This window comes from Pandoraea thiooxydans, assembly GCF_001931675.1.
GTDB classification, from domain to species: Bacteria; Pseudomonadota; Gammaproteobacteria; order Burkholderiales; family Burkholderiaceae; genus Pandoraea; species Pandoraea thiooxydans.
The window spans coordinates 2536860-2555531 of sequence record NZ_CP014839.1 but is presented as its reverse complement, the minus strand read 5'-3'; the positions used below and the strand labels follow the sequence as shown (position 1 = coordinate 2555531).

Genomic DNA, 18672 nt, shown 5'->3' with positions numbered 1-18672 from the left:
CGGGCGAATGGTCTACAATCGCGGCTTCGCTGAAGAGAATCGCCGCCGTGACAGACGCAAAATCCCCTAACGTACCCTCGAGCCAGGTCCTCGACCTGGTCGCCGACACCCTCGAAATCGAATCGCTGGATATGGAGGCGCGCGGCGTCGGCCGCCTGCCGGGCGTGGACGACCGTCCAGGCAAGGTCATTTTCGTCGAGGGCGCATTGCCGGGCGAGCGCGTGATCTACAAGAGCTATCGGCGCAAGCCCAGCTTCGAGCAGGCCGAGCTGGTGCGGGTGCTGCGCCCGAGCATTTTGCGCGCGACGCCGCGCTGCCGGTTTTTCGGCACCTGCGGCGGCTGCTCGATGCAGCACCTGGAGCCGCGCGCCCAAGTCGCGATCAAGCAACGCGTGCTCGAAGACAATCTCTGGCATCTGTCCAAGGTCAAGGCCGAGACCATGCTGCGCCCGATCCAGGGGCCGGACTGGGGTTACCGGTACCGCGCCCGTCTGACCGTGCGCCACGTCGTCAAGAAAGGCGGCGTGCTGATCGGCTTCCACGAGCGCAAGAGCAGCTTCGTGGCCGACATGACCTCCTGCGAGATCCTGCCGCCGCACGTCTCCGACATGCTCGTGCCGCTGCGTCATCTGGTGGCTTCGCTGTCGATCCGCGACCGGCTGCCGCAAATCGAACTGGCGATCGGCGCCGACGTGACCGCACTGGTGCTGCGCATTCTCGAGCCGCTTGGCGCGGCCGACGAGCCGCTGCTGCGCGAATTCGCCGATGCGCACGGCGTGCAGTTCTGGGTGCAGCCCAAGGGGCCCGAGACGGCCGTGCCGTTCTATCCGCTCGATCGGGAATTGGCGTATGTGCTGCCCGAATACCAGATCCGCATGCCGTTCCGGCCCACCGACTTCACCCAGGTCAATCACCAGATCAATCGCGTGCTGGTGCATCGCGCATTGAATCTGCTGGCTCCCGAGCCCGGCGAGCGCGTGCTCGACCTGTTCTGCGGAATCGGCAACTTCACCTTGCCGCTGGCGCGCAAAGCCGGCGAAGTGCTCGGCATCGAAGGCAGTCAAGCCTTGACGCAGCGCGCGCTGGACAATGCCAAGGCGAATGGTCTGGGCGACAAGACCAGCTTCGCCTGCCGCAACCTGTTCGATATCACGGCGGATGAACTTCGCGCGCTCGGCCCATTCGACCGCTACCTGATCGACCCGCCGCGCGAAGGCGCGCTGGCCGTCGCCAAGGCGCTGGCCGCGCTGGCGCAGGAAAACGCGCCGGGCTTGCCGCGCCGCATCGTGTACGTCTCGTGCAACCCCGCCACCCTGGCGCGCGATGCCGGCCTGCTGGTGCACGAGGCCGGCTACCGCCTCACGCGCGCCGGCGTCGTCAATATGTTCCCGCATACGTCGCACGTCGAATCGATCGCGGTATTCGAGCGCGACTAAGGCGCGCGCCGGGGGGGGGCGGCTGCTGGCGTTACCCTCGGTAACACTTGTGACCGGTCAACCGCCTTATGCTCGATGGCGTTATATCAGCGTCCAACCACCCGGCGTATTTGCCGATCCCAGGAAGCTCATGATGCATGACACAAAGAAAACGGCGTTGACTTTGGCGATGGCTTGCGCGGCACTATACGGCTGTACCGTCTATCAGCCGGCACCGCCGGCCCGCGTGGGGCCCACCCCGTATCAGGTCAGCCTGCAGCGCAAGGCGCAGATCGAGCACCGCATCGCCACGCAACATCACCGCATCGACGCCAGGGTGAGCCAGGGATATATCGATCCCGGCTACGGCGGCGCGCTGCACCGGCGTGTCGACGCCATCCAGCGTGAACTCAACGATATGGCTTCGCAACAAGGCGGCGGTATCAGCGGCGAGGAACAGCGCGTTTTGAACGAACAGCTTGACGGCAACAACCGTCGTATCGGCCGCTGAGTGCGTCAGTCGCCAGCCAGCGCGACTAATTTGGACACCGTATTGATATTGCGTACGGTAACCTCGCCAGGCGGCAGCGGCAGCTTGAGCCGCGAGCGGCCCATGCCGTTCGGGTAGTGCACATAAAGCTCGCGCTGCCCGAGTCGCACCTCTTCGCCGCCCGGCGTCGAAAAACCATCGAGCAGCGTGCGAGGCAGCGCGGCGTGGTGAAAGGCCACCGCCACCTGCGCGGGTGGTGCGTCTGGAAACGGATTGGCTTCGAGCACGGCGGCCAGCGCCGCCGCGTTGCGCACCGCTACGCCGATCGGCTTGCCCATCAGATCGGCCAGCGAATCCGCCAGCAGGCGCCGTACCTCGTTCTCGTCGCCAGCGCTCTCGAACACGACATTGCCGCTCTGAATATAAGTGCGCACCCGCTCGAAGCCGAGCTCAGTGCAGTGGGCCGACAGCACCTTCATCGGCAGGACGCCGGTGCCGCCGACGTTGACGGCGCGCAGCAGTGCGACAAAAACGGTCATGAAGAATCTCCCGACGCCATCACGGCGATCGTTGCCGCGCGTGTGCCAGCCGGCGCAGCGCTTGCGGCGGCTGCCCGAACGCGCGGATAAAGCCCCGGCGCATGCGCTCCGGATCGCCGAAGCCGCTGGCACAGGCAATGATCTCGAGCGGCTCGCGGCCATCCTCGACGCGCGGGCGGGCCGCTTCGGCGCGCATGCGCTCGACGGCCTTGGCCGGCGTCTGGCCGGTTTCGCTGACGAACGCGCGCGCGAATTGCCGCGGGCTCAAGCGTGCGACTTCGGCCAGACGCTCCACCGGCAACGGCTCGTGCAAATGCTCGCGCGCGAAATGCAGCACTGCCCGAATGCGGTCCGACGGCGGTTCGATATCCAGCAGTGCCGAGAATTGCGACTGGCCGCCCGGCCGACGATGGTACACCACCATCTCGCGGGCAACCGCGCGCGAGACGTCCACGCCCAGATCTTCCTCGATCAGCGCGAGCGCGAGATCGATGCCGGCGCTCACGCCGGCTGAGGTCCAGACCGATCCATCGCGAATGAAAATCCTGTCGGGATCCACCTGCAGCGACGGGTAAGCGGCCTGCAGGCTCGCCGCGTGCCGCCAATGGGTGGTCACGCACCGGCCATCGAGCAAGCCGGCGGCGGCCAGCAGGAACGCGCCGGTGCAAACACTGGTGACGCGCCGCGAGCGTGCGGCCAGGCGCTGCGTGAGCCGCAGCGCGGCAGGGGCCGCGGCATAGGCATGAACGCCGCTGCCGCCCGGCACGATCAGCGTATCGGGCCGGTTGCCGCGCACGTGCGTCGTGCCCACATTCACACCGGATGAGCTTGTCACCATGCCGCCCGCAGCCGACACGAGGTCGATGCGATACGCATCCGGAACCAGATTGCCGGCGAATCGAAAAGCCGTGTGCGGCCCGCTCATATCGAGCAGTTGAAAGCCGGGAAACAGCAAAAAAGTGATCGTGCGAGGCATGTCAGTATTCGCCGGAATAATGTCATTTCGGACATCATTGTGAATCGCTACACTGACCATGTCAAACACCCCTCTGGAGAAAACGCTCATGGCCGATACCATTCACATCGTGTTTCCGCTCTACCGTGGCATGACCCATCTCGATTTCACCGGCCCGCACCAGTTCTTCGCCCGCACGCCCGGCCTCGACGTCACCGTCGCCTCGGTGGGCGGCGCGCCGGTCGGCGCCGACGGCCTCGTGTTTTCCGATCTGGCCCGGCTCGAAGCGGTCGAGCAATGCGACGTGCTGTGCGTGCCGGGCGGGGCCGGCGTCACCGAGGCCATGCTCGACGACGTCTTCATGCGCAACGTGCGGCGGCTCGCCGACGGCGCGCGCTATATCACCTCGGTATGCACCGGCTCGCTGATTCTCGGCGCGGCAGGGTTGCTGCAAGGCAAGCGCGCCGCCTGCCACTGGGCCTGGCGCGACATGCTGCCGTTGTTCGGCGCGATTGCGGACGACGGCCGGGTCGTGCGCGACGGCAACCTGATCACCGGCGGCGGCGTCACCGCGGGGATCGACTTCGCGCTCACCGTGGCTGCCGAGCTGACCGACCCGATCACCGCGCAGGCCGTGCAATTGGGGCTCGAATACGCCCCGCAACCGCCGTTCAATGCCGGACGCCCCGATCTGGCACCGCCCGAAGTACGGGAAGTGGTCGCCGCAAGCTACGCGAGAACCATGCCGCAACGGCGTGAGGCCATCGAGCAGATCGCGCGGCGCGGCGCCACGACGGCCAGCGCATAAGCGCGCCATGCCTGCCACTGGCGGCACCGAAGCGGCCCGCCGCAGGCTCGCCAGTGGTGGCCCCGTCTCGCGGGCCGTGGTTTGCCCGACGGCTCGCTGAGCCAGCCTTTAGCACGCCAAACCGGCGCACAGCCCCCGAACCCATTCCCCCTTGGCCTGTGTCGATGCGAGCAACCATCACCCATCGCGCGGCACCTCCGCATCCCTTATGCCGGGTTCAACCTCGTTGAACGCAAGCCCCGGCAATCGCCGCGCACCGCGCTTCCGATAATCCGGCCGGGCGCATCGCCCCCGCGCCCGACGATTGCAGCAAACCTCACCACCCACCGAATCCCCGTCGTGCGCCGAACCGGGTTCGGTAGCGAAATCATGGTAAACCCCTTTTTCAATTGAATTACAATTACTTTCATTTCAATACAATTTTTTTGTTCGTATGCTGTGTCACAGCAGTGTTCATTGCCATTCGAAAAACCATGCGAAGGAATCACGAAAATGACTGACGCCGGTAGCCTGATCGAAGCACTGGTTGCCCAGTTGGGCAACGATGGCGTGCTGCGCGGCGATGCCGAACTGGCCGGCTTCACCGAGGATTGGCGAGGCCGGTATCGCGGCGCGGCCCTGTGCGTCGCGCTGCCGTCGAGCACCGCCCAGGTCGCGGCAATCGTGCGCCTGTGCGGCGAGCACGGTGTGGCGGTGCTGGCGCAAGGCGGCAACACCAGTCTGTGCGGCGGCGCGGTGCCTGCGGCCGACGGGCATCCGCCGATAATCGTCAATCTGTCGCGGCTGCGCCGAATTCGCCACATCGATGCCGCCAATAATTCGATGGTGGTCGAAGCCGGCTGCGTGCTGGCCACGGTGCAGCAAGCGGCGGCCGACGTCGGCCGGCTCTACCCGATCAGCCTGGGCGCCGAAGGCTCGTGCCAGATCGGCGGGACCATTGCCACCAACGCCGGCGGCACGGGTGTGCTGCGCTACGGCAATACCCGCGAGAACGTTCTGGGCCTGGAAGTCGTGCTGCCCGACGGCAGCGTATGGAACGGCTTGACCGCGCTGCGCAAGAACAATACGGGGTTCGATCTGAAGCATCTGTTCATCGGCGCCGAAGGCACCATGGGCATCGTCACTGCCGCGGTGCTCAAACTGCACCCGCTGCCGACCCGCCATGCGCTTGCCTGGTTTGCGCCGAAAGACCCGGCTGCCGCGGTACGCATGCTCGGCATGTTCCAGACCGCGTGCGGCGCGCAATTGTCGGCCTTCGAGATGATCGACGCCATGCAGCTCGACCTGGTGATCGAACACGTGCCGAACCGCCGCAGCCCGTTGGCCGGCAAGCATCGCTGGCATGGCCTGGTCGAACTCGCCGATACCGGCCGCGGGGAAGCATTGTCGCAACAGCTGCAGCAGGTGCTCGAGGCCGCCGCCGCCGAAGGCCTGCTCGAGGACGCGGTGATCGCCGGCAGCGAGGCTCAGCGCGGCACGCTGTGGGAAATCCGCCATAGCGTGTCCGAAGCGAACAAGAAGGCCGGTGTCGGCCTGACCACCGATTGCGCGGTGCCGGTGTCGGCCGTGCCCGACTTTATCGAGCAGGCGACCCGCGCGGTGCGAGCGATCGTCGCGGACCTGCCGGTGCTGGTGGTCGCCCACCTGGGCGACGGCAATGTGCATTTCATTCCGTTCTTTTCCTTCGAGCAGTGGCAAGGGGTACCCGACCAGGGCGCGATGGCCGCGGCGATCCGGCGCAGCGTCAACGACATCGCCAACGCGTTGGGCGGCACCTTCAGTGCCGAGCATGGTATCGGGCAAACCGGACTGAACGAGATGGCGCGATACAAGTCGGCGCTCGAGCTGGGGATGATGCGAACCGTCAAGCGCGCCTTCGATCCACGGCATTTGTTTAACCCGGGTCGGCTACTTCCGTAGCGCTATCCGTATGCGGTGAAGCCGGTGCGGGACGCGGGGGCCGACAGGCTTGCCGCCGCATCGGAGATGGTGGTCGTCATGGAAGTTTCACGTTCTTCTTATTTCAGCCTCAGGAGTCGCCATGCAAAAGAAATCCAGCCCCAAGAATCCGTCGCGCCGCAACGCCATCAAGGCCGCGGCAGCCGGCGCCGCCACCCTCGCATTCCCTGCCGTATGGACCAGCGCGCGCGCCGCGGCCAACAAGCGCATCGTCGTGCGCGATGACGGCGGCATCTACAGCAAGGCCTATGGCGCGGTGTTCTACCGTCCGTTCACGGAGAAGACCGGCATCGAAGTGGTCGGCGTGCAGGCCAACGCTGAGCCGACCGCGCAGATCCGCAGCATGGTCGAGACCGGCAGCTACACGTGGGACATGGCCAAGATCAGCCAGCCGGCGATTCTGCTGCTCACGCGCCCGGGCAAGGTCTACCTGGAAAAGCACGGCTTGGAGTCCGATCCGATCATCGCCCAGATACCGCACCAATACATGTCGCCGTATGGGGTGGGCACCAACGTCTACACGACCGTGCTGGCGTACCGCACCGATGCGTTCAAGGGCCGCAAGGCGCCGCAGTCGTGGGCCGATTTCTGGAACGTCAAGGAATTCGCCGGCCGCCGCGGCTTGCGCAAATATCCGTTCGATACGATCGAGGAATCGCTGATGGCCTCCGGCGTGCCGACCTCGCAGGTCTATCCGTGCAACTTCGACCGCGCCTTCGCCAGCCTCGACAAAATCGCCAAGCACGTCGACGTATGGTGGACGACCGGCGCGCAGGTCGAGCAGATGCTGGGCTCCGGCGAAGTCGACATGATCGGCACGTGGGTCTCGCGCGCGCAAGCGGCGATGGCCGCCGGCGCCCCGGTCGAGATCGTCTGGAACCAGAACATCTGGGGCTGCGACAACTGGTCCATTCTCAAGGGCACGCCCAACGCGCAAGCCTGCCGCGAGTTCATCAAGTTTGCCTCGGACCCGAAACGCCAGGCGCAACTGGTCGAGTTCTTCCCGGCCGGGTTGACCCAGCCGGCCGCGTTCAATTACGTCAAACCCGCCGTGGCCAAGAATTGCCCGACATACCCCGTCAACATGAAAGACGGCCTGCACATCGACGCGCAGTTCTGGCTCGACAATCAGAGCAAGGCGCTCGAGCGCTTCAATAGCTGGATCCTGACCTGATTCGACGTTTCATCATTGCCATTGGACACCATGTCTTCAGCCAACCTGAAAATCTCGAAACTGTGCAAGCGCTATGGCGACTTCGTCGCCCTGGCGCCCACCGATCTCGACGTCGCCCAGGGCGAATTTCTCACGCTGCTCGGCCCCTCCGGATCGGGCAAGACGACCTTGCTCAGCCTGATCGCCGGGTTGGCGCAGCCCGATGGCGGGCAGGTGCTGATCAACGGTGTCGATGTCACCTACGGCGCGCCGTACGAGCGCGACATCGGCATGGTGTTCCAGAACTACGCGCTGTTCCCGCACATGACGGTCGCGCAGAACATCGCCTTTCCCCTGCAGATGCGCAAGGTCGACGGCGCGGCGGTGCGCAAGCGCGTGGCCGAAGTGCTGGAGATGGTGCATCTGCCGCAACTCGCGCAGCGTCTGCCGCGCGAGCTCTCCGGCGGCCAGCAGCAGCGCATCGCGCTGGCTCGCTGCATGGTCTACCGGCCGTCGATCATCCTGATGGACGAACCGCTGGGCGCGCTCGACAAGAAGCTGCGCGACCACATGCAACTGGAGATCAAGCGCATTCACCGCGAACTGGGCACCACCATCGTGTACGTGACCCACGATCAGGAAGAGGCGATGACGATGTCCGATCGCATCTGCCTGATGAACGGCGGCGCGATCGAACAACTGGGTACGCCCGCCGACCTGTATTTCCGGCCGCGCACCGTGTTCGTAGCCGATTTCCTCGGCGAATCGAACCTGCTCGACGCGGTGGTGACACATCTCGACGGCGATCAGGTGGGCGTGAGCGTCCGTGGCCAGGCCGGCATCGGGCGGGCGACCGTCAACGGGCATGCGCCGCGCATCGGGCAGAAGGTCAAGCTGATGCTGCGCCCGCAGAATCTGCGGGTCAATGCCAGCGAGCCGGCCGACAGCCAGATCGCCTGCCAGCTGCGCGACATCATGGTGACCGGCAGCCTGACCAAGCTCTACCTCGCGGCCACGGCCGATGCAGGCACCTCGCTGGTGGCCTCGTATCCGACCTGCCAGCTGGGCCAGCATTATGAAATCGGACAGACGCTCGGCCTGTCGTGGCATGCGGCCGACGCCGTGGCGCTTGCGGAGTAACGCCATGCAGACATCCGCTGTCCTGGCGCGCAAACCGGCCGACCGGCCAGTCAAACGGTCGTGGCGACCCGTGCTCATGGGCGCGCCGCTGGTCATCCTGCTGGTGGTCATGCTGGTGTATCCGGTCGGCCAGTTGCTGCTGCAAAGCATACACAACGCCACCGGCTTCAACCTGGGCGAGTATCGCCGCCTGTTTGCCACCCCGGTCTATCTCGACGTCCTGATGATCACGTTGAAGATATCGTTGTGGACGACGTTCTTCTCGGTGCTCAGTGCCTACCCGGTGGCCTATCTGATCTCGTCGTTGCGCGGCCGGCGCAAGAACGCGCTGCTGTTCTGGGTGCTGCTGTCGTTCTGGACCAGCTTCCTGGTGCGGACCTTCGCCTGGGTCGTGCTGCTCGGGCGCAATGGCGTGATCAACGATTTCCTGATGGCCGTCGGGCTCATCCATCAGCCGCTGAATCTGCTCTATAACCTGGGCGCCGTCGTCGTCGGCATGGTCCATGCGCTCATGCCGCTGGCCGTGCTGACCATGCTGTCGGTGATGGAGAACATCGACGGCAACCTGCCGCGCGCGGCCGCCACGCTCGGTGCGCGCCCCGGCACGGCATTCTGGAAGATCTATTTCCCGCTGTCGATGCCGGGCGTGGCCGCCGCGGCGCTGATGGTGTTCGTCACCGCGATCGGCTTCTTCATCACGCCGGCGCTGCTGGGCGGGCGCCACCAGACGATGATCACGCAATTGATCATCGACCAGGTGCTGCAGGCCCTGAACTGGGGGTTCGCGGGCGCGATCTCGGTGTTGCTGCTGGTGGTCGTGCTGATCGTGTTTCTCGTCTACGACAAGCTGGTGGGGCTGTCCACCATGACCGGCGGCGAGGCCCGCGCCCGCCAGTCGTCGCTCGGCAGTTGGCCGCGCCGGGCGGGCGACGCCGTGCTGACCGTGCTGGCCGTGCTGACCGACCGGCTGATCGATTGCCTGCCCAGGCGCCGGCGCCGCGCCGGCGCGGCCGCCCCAGGGCAGTCGCGTTTCAACTGGGGCGTGGTGATCCTGCTGCTGTTGTTCCTGAGCGCGCCCACCTTCCTGATGATTCCGCTCTCGTTCGATGGCGCCTCCGGGCTCACCTGGCCGCCGCACGGCTTCTCGCTGCAGTGGTATCACCAGATGCTGCGCTCGCCGCTGTGGATGCAATCGATCGCGCGCTCGTTCATCGTCGGCACCTGCACCGCGCTGCTGTCGATGCTTATCGGCACGCCGGCGGCATTCCTGCTGGCACGCGGCAAGCTGCGCGGCAAGGCGCTCATGCTGGCGTTCGTGATGGCGCCGATCGTCGTGCCGCGCATGATCCTGGCCGTCGGGCTGTTCTATTTCTACGCGCATATCGGCCTGGTCGGCACGTCGCTGGGACTGGTGCTGGGCCACACGGTGGTCGCCGTACCCTACGTCGTCATCACCATGATGGCGGTGCTGCGCAATTACGACGTGCGCCTCGATCAGGCCGCGCAGAGCCTGGGCGCCCGCCCGGGCGCCACGCTGCGCTTCGTGACCTTCCCGATTCTGGCCGCCGGCCTGATGTCGTCGTTCCTGTTCGCCTTCGCCACGTCGTTCGACGAACTGACCATCGCGCTGTTTTCCTCGGGCGGCTTGAGCACGACCTTGCCCAAGCAGTTCTGGGACACCATCACCATGGAGATATCGCCGGTGATCGCCGCCGTCTCGACGTGCCTGTTCCTCTTTACCGCCGGCCTGATCTGGGTCGCCGCCAGGCTGCATCGCCGCGGCGCGCCGAGCTGATCGCGCCGGCCGATTTTTTCCATACCAGGACATTTCATGCTCAATGCCAACCAGTTACGCGGGGTCATGCCCGCGATACCGACCCCGGTCAATCCGGACGACACGATCAACGAATCCGCCACGCGCGCGTTGATCGCCTATTTGCTGAAGCAGGGAGTGGAGGGCGTCGTGCCGCTGGGCGGCACCGGCGAGTATGGCTCGCTGCCGCACGCCGAGCGCATCCGCATGGCCGAGATCACCGTCGATGCGGTGGGGCGCGAGGTGCCGGTGATCGCCGGCGTGCTCGACCCGGGGTACTACGACGCGCTGCAGGCCGGCAAGGAATTCGCCGCGGCCGGCGTCGATGCGCTGCTGGTGCTCACGCCTTACTACACCAACCCGACCCAGGCCGGCATTCGCGATTACTTTCTGCGTTATGCGGACGCCTCGCCGGTGCCGATCCTGATCTACGAGATTCCCTACCGCACCCGTATCTCGATCGCTCCGGAAGTGCTGCACGAACTCTCGCGACACGAGCGCATCATCGGCATGAAGGCCTGCAACACCGACATGTATCACTTCCTGCGTACCATCGCCGGTGTCGATGCATCGTTTGCGGTACTCAGCGGCGAAGACACGCTGTTTCCGCTGCATGTGGCCGCCGGCGCGCGCGGCGGCATCGTGGTCACGGCCAATCTCCTGCCCAGCGCATGGCGCAAGATGTATCGGCTCGCCTCGCAGGGGCACACGCAACAGGCGCTCGAAGTCCATCGCCAACTGATGCCGCTGATGAACCTCGCGTTCTCGGAAACCAATCCCGGACCGATGAAATCGGTCATCGATTTGATCGGCGTGAACGCCCCGGACCTGCTCGCGCCGCTGGTCGCCGCGGCGCCGGCGCTGCAGGCCAGCCTGCGCGACGAACTGGCCAGGCAACTCGCGGTGTTCGAGCGGCAGGCGTGAGCCTGGCGCAGGCCCGGGCTTATCGCGTGTAGCTGCTGAATTTCGCTTTCGAGATCGAGGTCGCCACGACCTGCACGTGCTGCGCCAGTTCGGCCTCGACCCGCTCGACCGTCCAGCGCGAGGTCGGCACCGAAATATTGATGGCGGCCACTGCGATGCCCCGGTGATCGGTGACCGGCGCGGCCACCGAAATATCCCCCAGCACCGTCTCGTTCATGACGATCGCATAACCGGTTTGCGCGGTCTTGCGAATTCGTTCGCGCAGCCTGTCCGGATTGATTTCCGTGTACGGGGTGATCGGCTCGAGCCGCGTCTGCGCGAAAATTTCCTCGCACCGCTCTTGCGGCAGGCGCGCCAGGATCGCCGTGCCCGACGCGGTGAAAAGCGCCGGCAGGCGGCTGCCCACCACGATGTCGATATTGACCAGATGGTGCCCGGGAAAGCGCGCCACGAACACGATCTCGTTACCGTCGAGTTCCTGCAGATTGGTGGTCTCGCCGACCCGCCGGCTGATGTCGAGCAGGTAGGGCGACGCCTTGTCGATCAACTCGTTGGCGCGCACGTAATTGTAGGAAAACTGCAATACCTTCGGCGTCAGGCCGTAGTTGCGCGTCTCCGGGACGCGATACAGGTAGCCCAGGTTCTCGAGCGTGTACACCACCCGCTGCGTCGCGCTGCGATCGAGCCCCGAACTGCGCGCGATATCGGCCAGCGTCATATGGCGGCTCGGACCGTCGAACGCATGCAGGACCTGAAAGGCTTTTTCGGTGGAGCCGACGAACAGCGACGAGCGCGGCTCGCGTGGCTCGCGTTGCGATTCGCCCGGGGTGGGGAGCGTCTTTTTTGGCATATCGATACAGGCAATGGGAAAGCGGCACACGTGCGGCCCGATCGGCACTCGCTTGTAAATTATCGAATCAGGATTGTTTTAATTGTATTTCAATTGATTTGATGCGTCGCGCTTATTTGCGCCCGCGAGTTGCGACGGCGGCTTGCCGAGCGCGGATTCCCGCAGGGCGCACCACATACCGAATTGGTTGCCGAGGCCATCCGCGGCTGTCGGACCGGATCGTGCGACGGCCTTCGCCGCTCACGCGCGGGACGCAATTTTCGTGCCGTGGCGTGCTTTGCATCCTGCGCGGGTGCGGCGATGACCGACATGCGTGCCCGTCGGTTGACAAATATCAAGAGCGTGCCGGCGCACAGGGCTAAGCTGGAATGCGATCGCAGTATCGATTGGAGTCCGGAATTGCATTCGGATCCGTTAATGCCTTAATACCTCGTCAGGAGACGGACAATGCGTGCTCTCGATGTCATGACGCCGAACGTCATTTCAGTCAAACCCAATGCGACGATTCGCGATGTCGCCAACCTCTTTTTGGAGCACCGCATCAGCGGCGCCCCGGTTATCGACGACGGCGGCAAACTGGTCGGTGTCGTCAGCGAAGGCGATCTGATCCGGCGCGCCGAAATCGGTACGGACAAGCCGCACCGGTCCTGGTGGCTCGGATTGTTTTCGACCGATGCGCAGGCGCAGGAATACGTCAAATCGCATGGCCTCCTGGTCGCCGACGTGATGACCCGGGACGTCATCTCGGTCGACGAACAGACGCCGCTGGGCGACGTCGCGAGCCTGCTCGAGACCCGCGGCATCAAACGGGTGCCGGTGTTGCGCGGGGGCAAGGTGGTCGGATTGGTCAGCCGTGCCAATCTGGTCCAGGCGCTTGCCAGCAGCTCGGCGCCATCGGCGGCCGACGAATTCGTTTCGGACCGCGAAATACGCGAGCGGCTTCTGGCGGAGCTGGAGGATCAGCCTTGGGGCTTCGCCGGACGCGGCGTGATCGTGCGTGACGGCGTCGTACATTTGTGGGGCGTGTTCCGCTCGCAGGCCGCCGTCGACGCGGTGCGCGTGGCGGCCGAGCGCATACCCGGCGTCAAGAGCGTGGTGGATCACACCGAGCAGCCGCCGATTCCCATCGGCCTCTAGCCTCACGCCGAGATGCCGCTGCGCGGGCCGCCGTCGCTCGACCCCGCTGCACCGCGCCAGGCATATCGGCGCCCGACGCGCCAAACACGATGAACCAGACGCCTCTCGCCATCGGCCAAACCGCGATCCTGTCGCGAGACGGCTTGCAGGCGCTGATCGATGGCCTCATCGAGCGCCGCTATCGGGTGATCGGGCCGACCGTGCGTGACGGCGCGATCGTCTACGACGACATCGCCGGCGTGCAGGATTTGCCGGCCGGCTGGACCGATCGCCAGGCGCCCGGCAGCTACCGGCTCGAGCGGCGCGACGACCAGGCGCTGTTTGGCTATGCGGTCGGCCCGCAATCCTGGAAGCGCTTCCTGCATCCGCCGCTCGAGCTGCTTTTTACCGCGCATCTCGGGCAGGCCGGCATGACGATCGAAGGCGGCGAGGGGAGCGAAGAGGGAAGCGGCGAGGCACCGCAAGCGCCCGAACGATTCGCTTTCGTCGGGGTGCGCGCCTGCGAGTTGCACGCCATCGCGATCCAGGACCGGGTCTTTCAGGAGGGCGCCTACGTCGATCAGGGCTATGCCTCGCGTCGCGCCGGCACGTTTATCGTTGCGCTCAACTGCGGCACGGCCGGCGGCACGTGCTTCTGCGCTTCCATGCAAACCGGCCCGAAAGCCGACGCCGGATTCGATCTGGCGCTGACCGAACTCCATCCGTGGCCGGAAGAATCGGGCACGCCGGATGCGGCCGGCGGCGATTTTCTCGTCGAGGTCGGCAGCGAGGCCGGCGCCGCACTGCTCGGCCAGGTGCCGCACGGTCCGCCCAGCGACGCGCAGCTTGCCGCCGCGCGGGCCATCGTCGCGCGCACCGCCGGCCAGATGGGCCGCACCATGCATACCGACGGCATCAAGGCACTGCTGCAGGACAATCCGGGCCATCCGCGCTGGGCCGAGGTGGCCGATCGATGCCTGAGCTGCGGCAACTGCACCATGGTGTGCCCGACCTGCTTCTGCACCACCGTGGAAGACCATAGCGATCTTGCCGGCGCTTCGGCACAAAGGGTGCGCCGTTGGGACTCCTGCTTCACCCTGGATTTCTCATATATCCACGGCGGCAGCGTGCGCCACACCACGCAGGCGCGCTACCGGCAGTGGCTGACCCACAAGCTGGCCAACTGGATCGACCAGTTCGGCACTTCCGGCTGCGTCGGCTGCGGACGCTGCATCACCTGGTGTCCGGTAGGCATCGACATTACCGAGGAGATCGACGCGTTGCGCGGTGCGGCCGAACCCGCGCAGCGGAGCTCCGATGGAGACCCGCATGGAGGGACTTGAACACATTCTGCAGGAACACCCGTTCTTCGCCGGCTTCACTGCCGAGCACCTGCGGCTGGTCGCCGGCTGCGCGCGCAACCGGCGCTTCGACGCCGAGCAGTACGTGTTCCGCGAAGGCGAGCCGGCCGACGAATTTTTCGTCATTCGCCACGGCCGCGTCGCGCTCGAAATCGCCGAACCCGGCCGCGCGCCGGTGGTATTCGCCACCCTTGGGCAAGGCGAGATCCTCGGCGCGTCCTGGGTGGTGCCGCCGTATCGCTGGATGTTCGACGCGCGCGCCGTGGCGCTCACGCGCGTGATCGGCATCGACGCCGCGTGCCTGCGCGGCAAGTGCGAGGCCGATCATGACTTCGGCTACGAAATGATGAAGCGCTTCCTGCCGGTGGTGACCCGGCGGCTGCATGCCACCCGCCTGCAGATTCTCGACGTCTATGGCAAGCGCTGACCCGGCTCGGGCCATGCCCGCCAATGCCTTCACACCGAGCGTCTATCGCGTGGCGCGCCGGCGCCGGGAGTTGGCCGGCGTCGTCACGCTCGAGCTCGCGCCGCTATCCGGCGCGCCGCCCGCATTCGCGCCAGGGCAATTCAACATGCTGTATGCGTTCGGCGTCGGCGAGGTCGCTGTCAGCATGAGTGGCGCCGCATCCGATACCGATACTTTCGTGCATACCGTCCGCGAAGTCGGGGCGGTCAGCCGCGCGCTCGGACAGCTCCGCCCGGGCGCGACCCTCGGGGTGCGCGGGCCATTCGGCACCGCCTGGCCGGTGGCGGCCGCCGCCGGCACGGACGTGCTGATCGTCGCGGGCGGGCTGGGCCTCGCGCCGCTGCGTCCGGCGATCCGCGCGATCCTCGCCGAGCGTGCCCGCTACGGCCGGGTGACGATCCTGTTCGGCTGCCGCAATCCCGGCGAGATGCTCTATCGCAGCGAGCTGGCGCAGTGGCGCCGGCGTTTCGACGTCGACGTCGAAGTCACCGTCGATCACGCCGAGCCCGGCTGGCGCGGGCACGTCGGCGTGGTGCCGGCGCTGATCGCGCAAGCGGAATTCGACCCGCGCGAGACCACCGCGCTGGTGTGCGGCCCGGAAATCATGATGCGCTTCGTGCTCAGCGCCCTGCGCGAGCGGGGCGTGGCCGACGAGCATATTTATCTGTCGATGGAGCGTAATATGAAGTGTGCGATCGGCCTGTGCGGACACTGCCAGTTCGGCCCGGCGTTCATTTGCAAGGACGGGCCGGTCATGCGCTATGACGCGATCGCCGGCATTTTCACCGTGCGCGAGGTCTGAGATGAGCGAACGCAAGCGTCCTCGGCTGGCCGTCTGGAAATTCGCCTCGTGCGACGGCTGCCAGCTCTCCCTGCTCGACTGCGAGGACGAACTCCTGCTGCTCGCGGACGCGGTGGAGATCGCCAACTTCCCCGAAGCGTCGAGCGCGACGGCCGGCGGCACCTATGACCTGTCGCTGGTCGAGGGGTCGATCACCACCGAACACGACGCGCGGCGCATCCGGCGCGTGCGGCGGCAATCGAAATTCCTCGTCACCATCGGCGCCTGCGCGACCGCCGGCGGCATCCAGGCGCTGCGCAATTTTGCCGACATCGACGAATTCGTCGCGGCGGTCTATGCCTCGCCGCAATACATCGACACGCTGTCGACCTCGACGCCGATTTCGGCGCATGTGGCGGTCGACTACGAATTGCGCGGTTGCCCGATCAACAAGACCCAACTCCTCGAAGTGATTGCCGCGTTTCTGGCGGGGCGCAAGCCGGCGATCGCCGCGCACAGCGTGTGCGTCGAGTGCAAGCAGCAGGGCAACGTCTGCGTGATGGTGCAGGGCACGCCATGCCTGGGGCCCGTCACGCACGCCGGCTGCGGGGCGCTGTGCCCGTCGTTCCGGCGCGGCTGCTATGGCTGCTACGGTCCGATGGAAACACCCAACACCGCATCGCTGGCGCGCCAATGGCAAACGCTCGGCGCGACGCGGCGCGACGTCTTCCGTGCCTTGCGAACCTTCAACGCCGCGGCCGAGCCGTTTCGCAAAGAGAGCGAGGCCCATGGCGACTAAAAGAATCCACGTCGATTATCTCGCGCGCGTCGAAGGCGAGGGCGCGCTCGACCTGCGCATTCGCGACGGGCGCGTGACGTCCGCGCGGCTCGAAATCTTCGAGCCGCCGCGCCTGTTCGAGGCGATGCTGCGCGGGCGCGGCTATGCCGAGACGCCCGACATCGTCGCGCGCATCTGCGGTATTTGCCCGGTCGCTTACCAAATGAGCGCGGTGCATGCGATCGAGAATGCCTTCGGAGTGCGGGTCGACGGGCAACTCAGGGCGTTGCGCAGGCTGCTGTATTGCGGCGAATGGATCGAGAGCCATGCGCTGCACGTGGTGATGCTTCATGCGCCGGATTTTCTCGGCTACCCCGACGCCATCGCCTTGGCGCGCGAACACGGCGACGCGGTGCGCGACGGCCTCGCCCTGAAAAAAGCCGGCAACGAATTGATGCGGGTGCTGGGCGGGCGCGAAATTCATCCGGTCAACGTCAAGGTCGGCGGTTTTCACCGTCTGCCCACGCGGGCCGAATTGGCCCCGGTTGCCGCCAGCCTCGAGCGCGCGCGCGAGCTGGCGATCAAGCTGGTGCGATGGGTGGCGACGTTTCCGTTTCCCGAACTGGAGCGCGACTACGAATTCGTCGCGCTGCGCCACCCGGACGAATATCCGTTCAATGAGGGCCGCCTGGTCTCGAATCGCGATATCGACATCGGCATCGATGCCTACGAAAGCGAATTCGAGGAGCGGCACGTGCGCCATTCGACCGCGCTGCACTCGCTGCTCAGACGGCGCGGCGCCTATCTGGTCGGGCCGCTCGCACGCTACGCGCTGAACTTCGACCGCCTGCCGGCCTGGCTTCGGGAGCTGGCAGGCGAGGCGGGGCTCGGTCCCGTATGCAATAACCCGTTTCGCAGCATCATCGTACGTTCGCTCGAAATCGCCTACGCGTGCGACGAGGCCTTGCGGCTGATCGCCGCTTACGAGCCGCCGGCCCTGGCAGCGGTGCCGGTCGAGCCGCGCGCGGGCGTCGGTTTCGGCTGTACCGAAGCGCCGCGCGGCATATGCTGGCATCGCTACGCGTTCGCCGCCGACGGCACCATCGACGCCGCGCGCATCGTGCCGCCGACCTCGCAAAACCAGTCCAGCATGGAGGCGGACCTGGTCGCGGTGGCCAGCTCGCTGCTGGATCGATCCGACGACGTCATTCGCGACGGCTGCGAGCGCAGCATCCGCAACTACGACCCGTGCATTTCGTGTTCCGCCCACTTTCTCAAGCTATCGGTGGAGCGGGCATGATGCGCTGCGCCGCTCCTTCGCTCCGCGTTTGCGTGATCGGCGTCGGCAATCCGGATCGCGGTGACGATGGCGCGGGCCCCGAGGTCGCGCGCCGGCTGGCCGGCCGCCTGCCCGACGGCGTGCGTGTGCTGGTGCGCGGCGGCGATATGACCCTATTGAGCGACGACGTCGCTGGCATCGATGCGCTGGTGTGCGTCGATGCCGCGGCGCCGCGAGGAGTGCCCGGGCGGGTCAGCCGCATCGACTCGACCGAAACCGGGCTTGAGGCGCTCGCGCTGCAAGCGTCGCCCGCGTCCAGCCACGCGTTCGGCCTGGCCGAGTCGCTGGCGCTGGCCGACGCTCTGGGCCTGGCGCCCAGGACGACCATCGTATATGCGCTCGAGGGCGCCTGTTTCGATCCTGGCGCGCCGCTTACCCCCGCCGTCGCGGCGGCCGTCGAGACAGTCGTCGAGCGCGTGATAGAGGAAGTGGAGCGGCTGCGACGCGCTCCGTCAACGGAGGTCCCCGATGCATGAAACCGGAATTGCCAAAGACCTGGTCGAGCGCCTGACGGTCGCCGCGGCCCAGGCCGATGCGCTTGGCATCAAGCAGGTGTGCGTGTGGCTTGGCGCGCTCAGCCAGTTTTCGCCCGAGCATTTTCGCGAGCATTTCGAGGAGGCCGCGCGCGGCACGCTGGCCGAACATGCGAGTCTGCAAATCGTCACCTCGCACGACCCGCTCGATCCGAACGCGCAGCATGTGGTTTTGCAGAGCCTGGAACTCGAAGTGCCCGACGACGAGGGCGAGGGGTGATAGGTCGCCAGAACCCGGAGGAAATCTGGATC

19 protein-coding genes are annotated in these 18672 nt (G+C 66.1%); 16 read left to right on the top strand and 3 right to left on the bottom strand.

Features of this window, described 5'->3' with window-relative positions:
* Positions 1–47 precede the first annotated feature (47 nt).
* Complete coding sequence (gene rlmD, locus PATSB16_RS11690) at positions 48–1436, top strand: 23S rRNA (uracil(1939)-C(5))-methyltransferase RlmD (RefSeq protein ID WP_418303866.1); 1389 nt, start codon at positions 48–50, stop codon at positions 1434–1436.
* A 130-nt stretch (positions 1437–1566) separates the two neighbouring features.
* Positions 1567–1926 (top strand): hypothetical protein, encoded by a 360-nt coding sequence (locus PATSB16_RS11685; RefSeq protein WP_237170225.1) that lies wholly within the window; start codon positions 1567–1569, stop codon positions 1924–1926.
* Positions 1927–1931: 5 nt separating this feature from the next.
* Here PATSB16_RS11685 and PATSB16_RS11680 read toward each other — a convergent pair whose 3' ends face one another.
* Together PATSB16_RS11680 and PATSB16_RS11675 are read right to left on the bottom strand one after the other, a co-directional pair.
* Entirely contained in the window at positions 1932–2444 is a 513-nt protein-coding gene (locus tag PATSB16_RS11680; protein WP_047214300.1) for a DUF1697 domain-containing protein, read from the bottom strand.
* A 19-nt stretch (positions 2445–2463) separates the two neighbouring features.
* Positions 2464–3420: a GlxA family transcriptional regulator gene (locus PATSB16_RS11675; protein WP_047214299.1), complete on the bottom strand. Its 957-nt coding sequence runs from the start codon at positions 3418–3420 to the stop codon at positions 2464–2466.
* 88 nt (positions 3421–3508) lie between these two features.
* Here PATSB16_RS11675 and PATSB16_RS11670 point away from each other — a divergent pair, with 88 nt between their 5' ends.
* The 6 genes from PATSB16_RS11670 to dapA all read left to right on the top strand — a co-directional run bounded on the left by PATSB16_RS11670 (position 3509) and on the right by dapA (position 11196).
* The gene (locus tag PATSB16_RS11670; RefSeq protein ID WP_047214298.1) at positions 3509–4207 is read left to right on the top strand and encodes a DJ-1/PfpI family protein; all 699 of its coding nucleotides are present in this window, start codon (positions 3509–3511) and stop codon (positions 4205–4207) included.
* A 492-nt stretch (positions 4208–4699) separates the two neighbouring features.
* Positions 4700–6127, top strand: a complete 1428-nt coding sequence (locus PATSB16_RS11665; protein ID WP_047214297.1) for an FAD-binding oxidoreductase — start codon at positions 4700–4702, stop codon at positions 6125–6127.
* A 121-nt stretch (positions 6128–6248) separates the two neighbouring features.
* Positions 6249–7340 (top strand): ABC transporter substrate-binding protein, encoded by a 1092-nt coding sequence (locus PATSB16_RS11660; RefSeq protein ID WP_047214296.1) that lies wholly within the window; start codon positions 6249–6251, stop codon positions 7338–7340.
* Between the two features lie 30 nt (positions 7341–7370).
* Positions 7371–8459: an ABC transporter ATP-binding protein gene (locus tag PATSB16_RS11655; protein ID WP_047214295.1), complete on the top strand. Its 1089-nt coding sequence runs from the start codon at positions 7371–7373 to the stop codon at positions 8457–8459.
* Positions 8460–8463: 4 nt separating this feature from the next.
* On the top strand, positions 8464–10254 hold the full coding sequence (locus PATSB16_RS11650) for an ABC transporter permease subunit (RefSeq protein ID WP_047214293.1): 1791 nt from the start codon (positions 8464–8466) through the stop codon (positions 10252–10254).
* A gap of 36 nt (positions 10255–10290) precedes the next feature.
* Positions 10291–11196: a 4-hydroxy-tetrahydrodipicolinate synthase gene (gene dapA, locus PATSB16_RS11645; protein WP_047214292.1), complete on the top strand. Its 906-nt coding sequence runs from the start codon at positions 10291–10293 to the stop codon at positions 11194–11196.
* A 19-nt stretch (positions 11197–11215) separates the two neighbouring features.
* On the opposite strand, the gene PATSB16_RS11640 is transcribed toward dapA, so the two are convergent.
* A complete protein-coding gene (locus PATSB16_RS11640) occupies positions 11216–12046 on the bottom strand; it encodes an IclR family transcriptional regulator (protein WP_047216499.1) in 831 nt (276 codons plus the stop codon).
* 447 nt (positions 12047–12493) lie between these two features.
* Between PATSB16_RS11640 and PATSB16_RS11635 the strand changes: the two genes are divergently transcribed.
* The 8 genes from PATSB16_RS11635 to PATSB16_RS11600 all read left to right on the top strand — a co-directional run bounded on the left by PATSB16_RS11635 (position 12494) and on the right by PATSB16_RS11600 (position 18640).
* Positions 12494–13183, top strand: coding sequence for a CBS domain-containing protein (locus tag PATSB16_RS11635; RefSeq protein ID WP_047214291.1), 690 nt, complete (start codon positions 12494–12496; stop codon positions 13181–13183).
* 89 nt (positions 13184–13272) lie between these two features.
* Complete coding sequence (locus tag PATSB16_RS11630; RefSeq protein WP_047214290.1) at positions 13273–14505, top strand: 4Fe-4S dicluster domain-containing protein; 1233 nt, start codon at positions 13273–13275, stop codon at positions 14503–14505.
* A complete protein-coding gene (locus PATSB16_RS11625) occupies positions 14492–14950 on the top strand; it encodes a cyclic nucleotide-binding domain-containing protein (protein ID WP_047214289.1) in 459 nt (152 codons plus the stop codon). Before PATSB16_RS11630 ends, PATSB16_RS11625 begins: the two co-directional genes overlap by 14 nt.
* Before the next feature lie 13 nt (positions 14951–14963).
* The gene (locus PATSB16_RS11620; RefSeq protein ID WP_156884729.1) at positions 14964–15791 is read left to right on the top strand and encodes an FAD/NAD(P)-binding protein; all 828 of its coding nucleotides are present in this window, start codon (positions 14964–14966) and stop codon (positions 15789–15791) included.
* A 1-nt stretch (position 15792) separates the two neighbouring features.
* The gene (locus tag PATSB16_RS11615) at positions 15793–16569 is read left to right on the top strand and encodes an NADH-quinone oxidoreductase subunit B family protein (RefSeq protein WP_047214287.1); all 777 of its coding nucleotides are present in this window, start codon (positions 15793–15795) and stop codon (positions 16567–16569) included.
* A complete protein-coding gene (locus PATSB16_RS11610; RefSeq protein WP_047214286.1) occupies positions 16559–17848 on the top strand; it encodes a Ni/Fe hydrogenase subunit alpha in 1290 nt (429 codons plus the stop codon). Before PATSB16_RS11615 ends, PATSB16_RS11610 begins: the two co-directional genes overlap by 11 nt.
* The gene (locus tag PATSB16_RS11605) at positions 17845–18363 is read left to right on the top strand and encodes a hydrogenase maturation protease (protein ID WP_083566764.1); all 519 of its coding nucleotides are present in this window, start codon (positions 17845–17847) and stop codon (positions 18361–18363) included. Before PATSB16_RS11610 ends, PATSB16_RS11605 begins: the two co-directional genes overlap by 4 nt.
* The gene (locus PATSB16_RS11600) at positions 18356–18640 is read left to right on the top strand and encodes a hydrogenase maturation nickel metallochaperone HypA (RefSeq protein ID WP_047214285.1); all 285 of its coding nucleotides are present in this window, start codon (positions 18356–18358) and stop codon (positions 18638–18640) included. The genes PATSB16_RS11605 and PATSB16_RS11600 overlap by 8 nt, the downstream gene beginning before the upstream one ends.
* Positions 18641–18672: the final 32 nt, after the last annotated feature.

What these genes read in the sequence shown, in the direction of transcription:
- PATSB16_RS11640 (WP_047216499.1), bottom strand. Translation starts at nt 12,046, where the DNA reads ATGCCAAAAAAGACGCTCCCCACCCCGGGCGAATCGCAACGCGAGCCA.
- PATSB16_RS11670 (WP_047214298.1), top strand. Translation starts at nt 3,509, where the DNA reads ATGGCCGATACCATTCACATCGTGTTTCCGCTCTACCGTGGCATGACC.
- PATSB16_RS11685 (WP_237170225.1), top strand. Translation starts at nt 1,567, where the DNA reads ATGATGCATGACACAAAGAAAACGGCGTTGACTTTGGCGATGGCTTGC.
- PATSB16_RS11625 (WP_047214289.1), top strand. Translation starts at nt 14,492, where the DNA reads ATGGAGGGACTTGAACACATTCTGCAGGAACACCCGTTCTTCGCCGGC.
- PATSB16_RS11650 (WP_047214293.1), top strand. Translation starts at nt 8,464, where the DNA reads ATGCAGACATCCGCTGTCCTGGCGCGCAAACCGGCCGACCGGCCAGTC.
- PATSB16_RS11610 (WP_047214286.1), top strand. Translation starts at nt 16,559, where the DNA reads ATGGCGACTAAAAGAATCCACGTCGATTATCTCGCGCGCGTCGAAGGC.
- dapA (WP_047214292.1), top strand. Translation starts at nt 10,291, where the DNA reads ATGCTCAATGCCAACCAGTTACGCGGGGTCATGCCCGCGATACCGACC.
- PATSB16_RS11615 (WP_047214287.1), top strand. Translation starts at nt 15,793, where the DNA reads ATGAGCGAACGCAAGCGTCCTCGGCTGGCCGTCTGGAAATTCGCCTCG.
- PATSB16_RS11630 (WP_047214290.1), top strand. Translation starts at nt 13,273, where the DNA reads ATGAACCAGACGCCTCTCGCCATCGGCCAAACCGCGATCCTGTCGCGA.
- PATSB16_RS11675 (WP_047214299.1), bottom strand. Translation starts at nt 3,420, where the DNA reads ATGCCTCGCACGATCACTTTTTTGCTGTTTCCCGGCTTTCAACTGCTC.
- PATSB16_RS11605 (WP_083566764.1), top strand. Translation starts at nt 17,845, where the DNA reads ATGATGCGCTGCGCCGCTCCTTCGCTCCGCGTTTGCGTGATCGGCGTC.
- PATSB16_RS11680 (WP_047214300.1), bottom strand. Translation starts at nt 2,444, where the DNA reads ATGACCGTTTTTGTCGCACTGCTGCGCGCCGTCAACGTCGGCGGCACC.
- PATSB16_RS11660 (WP_047214296.1), top strand. Translation starts at nt 6,249, where the DNA reads ATGCAAAAGAAATCCAGCCCCAAGAATCCGTCGCGCCGCAACGCCATC.
- PATSB16_RS11600 (WP_047214285.1), top strand. Translation starts at nt 18,356, where the DNA reads ATGCATGAAACCGGAATTGCCAAAGACCTGGTCGAGCGCCTGACGGTC.
- PATSB16_RS11655 (WP_047214295.1), top strand. Translation starts at nt 7,371, where the DNA reads ATGTCTTCAGCCAACCTGAAAATCTCGAAACTGTGCAAGCGCTATGGC.
- PATSB16_RS11635 (WP_047214291.1), top strand. Translation starts at nt 12,494, where the DNA reads ATGCGTGCTCTCGATGTCATGACGCCGAACGTCATTTCAGTCAAACCC.
- PATSB16_RS11665 (WP_047214297.1), top strand. Translation starts at nt 4,700, where the DNA reads ATGACTGACGCCGGTAGCCTGATCGAAGCACTGGTTGCCCAGTTGGGC.
- PATSB16_RS11620 (WP_156884729.1), top strand. Translation starts at nt 14,964, where the DNA reads ATGCCCGCCAATGCCTTCACACCGAGCGTCTATCGCGTGGCGCGCCGG.